3 protein-coding genes and 1 pseudogene are annotated in these 2,254 nt (G+C 64.1%); 3 read left to right on the forward strand and 1 reads right to left on the reverse strand.

Features of this window, described 5'->3' with window-relative positions:
- Positions 1 to 124: 124 nt before the first annotated feature.
- Positions 125 to 415, forward strand: a pseudogene (locus WAW17_RS07440) (DUF6069 family protein); the annotation flags it as partial.
- On the opposite strand, the gene WAW17_RS07445 reads toward WAW17_RS07440, so the two are convergent.
- Positions 412 to 672 carry a hypothetical protein gene (locus WAW17_RS07445; protein ID WP_422332352.1) on the reverse strand — a complete coding sequence of 87 codons (261 nt, stop codon included), beginning with the start codon at positions 670 to 672 and terminating at the stop codon, positions 412 to 414. The pseudogene WAW17_RS07440 and the gene WAW17_RS07445 overlap by 4 nt on opposite strands.
- A 77-nt stretch (positions 673 to 749) precedes the next feature.
- Here WAW17_RS07445 and WAW17_RS07450 point away from each other — a divergent pair, with 77 nt between their 5' ends.
- A complete protein-coding gene (locus WAW17_RS07450) occupies positions 750 to 1,544 on the forward strand; it encodes an enoyl-CoA hydratase-related protein (protein WP_422332353.1) in 795 nt (264 codons plus the stop codon).
- A gap of 14 nt (positions 1,545 to 1,558) precedes the next feature.
- Positions 1,559 to 2,254: SDR family NAD(P)-dependent oxidoreductase (locus WAW17_RS07455; RefSeq protein ID WP_422332354.1), on the forward strand; the 696-nt coding region annotated here is incomplete at its 3' end.

Raw genomic sequence — 2,254 nt, forward strand, 5'->3', positions numbered from 1 at the left:
ACACCCTGGTCAGCAACCCTACCGACACTAGATCCGACAGCCGACGATCCGACTCCGGCTTCACCCATCCACTACGCGGCACGCCGACACGATACCGCACAACCCTCTAACTGAACGGTATTGGGGCAAGACCAGCAGCGTGGCACCGGGTGGAGTCGTCATATTGACAGTTGTGCCCATTCTGATCGGAATGACACTGACCGCGCTCATTTCCCTGAAATGGGTCGCGATCATTCGGCCCGCCGCAGTGGTAGGAGCACTGCTTCCCCTCGCCACGATCGCCCTTACCATTCAGGCCGACTTCGACACGGCCAGCACCATCGCCCTGTCGGTGATGCACGTGGTGGTGGCCGCCGCCGTCGTCGTCGGACTGGAAGCGATGCGAAATCACATAGTCCGCACCGGGCAGGCCTAGGGTGTGCTGTTCACGTGCACGTGAGCCTCGATGGCGAGCGCGATGTGCTCGACGTTGGGGCGCATGCCTTTCCGTCGCATGGTCGTGACCAGGGAATCCACACTGATCCGCTCTCCGGGTGAGCAGCCGGCGAATGCCTCGGCGACCGTCTGTCGGTGAATCCTGGCCGACAGACGGTCGGTGCCGGGATAGACCGTCACCCGGAGTTCGGCTGCGTTGTGATCCTTGACACCCCGTCCGGGTGAATGTAAATTCATGAACAGTGAATTAGAATTCATCCAGGTTGAGGACCGATTACATCGGGCTGCTTCCAGAGCCGCATCAAGGAGTTGACATGACGGACTACGAAGACATCCATTACGAGGTCGAGGGACCCACCGCGATCATCACGATCAACCGTCCCGAGCGCTACAACGCCTTCCGTGGACGCACCGTCGAGGAGCTGATCAAGGCGTTCCGGTCCGCATGGGCGGATACCGACGTGCAGGCGGTCATCCTCACCGGAGCCGGGCAGAAGGCGTTCTGCACCGGCGGTGACGTGAAGCAGCGTGCCGAGACCGGCGACTACGGTCCCACCGAGAGCGGCATGTTCGAGATCGGCAACCTCCACAAGCTGATTCGCGACATCCCCAAGCCGGTGATCGCGGCTGTCAACGGCGTCGCCATCGGCGGCGGGCACGTCCTGCACGTGCTCTGCGACCTTTCCATCGCCTCCGAGACGGCCAAGTTCGGGCAGGCCGGACCCCGTGTGGGTTCGTTCGACGCCGGCTTCGGTTCCGCCTACCTGGCCCGCGTGGTCGGCGAGAAAAGGGCCCGCGAGATCTGGTTCCTGTGCCGCCAATACGACGCCGCCACGGCCGAGCGCTGGGGCCTGGTCAACTGGGTGGTTCCTGCCGACACGCTGCTCGACGAGGCCAAGGCCGTTGCCGCGGAGATCGCCGAGAAGAGCCCCACCGCCATCCGCTTCCTCAAGCAGTCGTTCAACGCAGACACCGACCATCAGGCCGGTCTGAGCAACCTGGCGATGTCGGCGCTCGACCTGTTCACGCATTCACCCGAGGGTCTCGAGGGCGCCGCTGCGTTCGCCGAGAAGCGCGCACCCGATTTCAACAAGTACGTCAAGGCCTGAGGGGACCGGCAACCATGACCGAGAACATCGCAGTAGTGACAGGTGCCGGATCTGGAATCGGCAAGGCCATCGCGCTGGGCTTCGCCGCCCGCGGTGACAAGGTGATCGCCGCAGATCTCGACCTCGACGCCGCCAAGCGGACCGCCGCGGAACATCCCGACCTGATCTTCGCCATGGAGGTCGACGTGGCCGACCGTGCGAAGGTCGACGGTCTACGCGATCAGGTGGGTGCCGAGGTCGGGACACCGAACATCCTGGTCAACGCCGCCGGCTGGGACCGCACCGACCAGTTTCTCAACGCGTCCACCGAGTTCGCCGAGAAGGTCGTCGCCATCAATTACATGGGCCCCGTCCACATGTGCAGCGCGTTCCTGCCGGGCATGGTGGAGTCGGGAGGAGGTGGCCGCGTGGTCAACCTCGCGAGTGACGCCGGACGCGTCGGCAGTGCGGGCGAGAGCATCTACGCGGGAGCCAAGGGCGGCGTGATCGCGCTGAGCAAGTCGCTGGCCCGAGAGATGGCACGCTACAAGATCAACGTCAACTGTGTGTGCCCCGGCCCCACCGACACTCCGCTGTTTCAGGCGCAGGCCGAGAAGCTGAAAGAAGCTCTCGTCAAGGCCATTCCGTTCCGCCGTCTGGCGCAGCCCGAAGAGGTGGCCGCTCCGGTTCTGTTCTTCGCATCCGACTCCGCATCGTTCATCACCGGCCAG

The organism is Rhodococcus sp. (in: high G+C Gram-positive bacteria) (assembly GCF_049286785.1).
Classification (GTDB): Bacteria; Actinomycetota; Actinomycetes; order Mycobacteriales; family Mycobacteriaceae; genus Rhodococcus_F.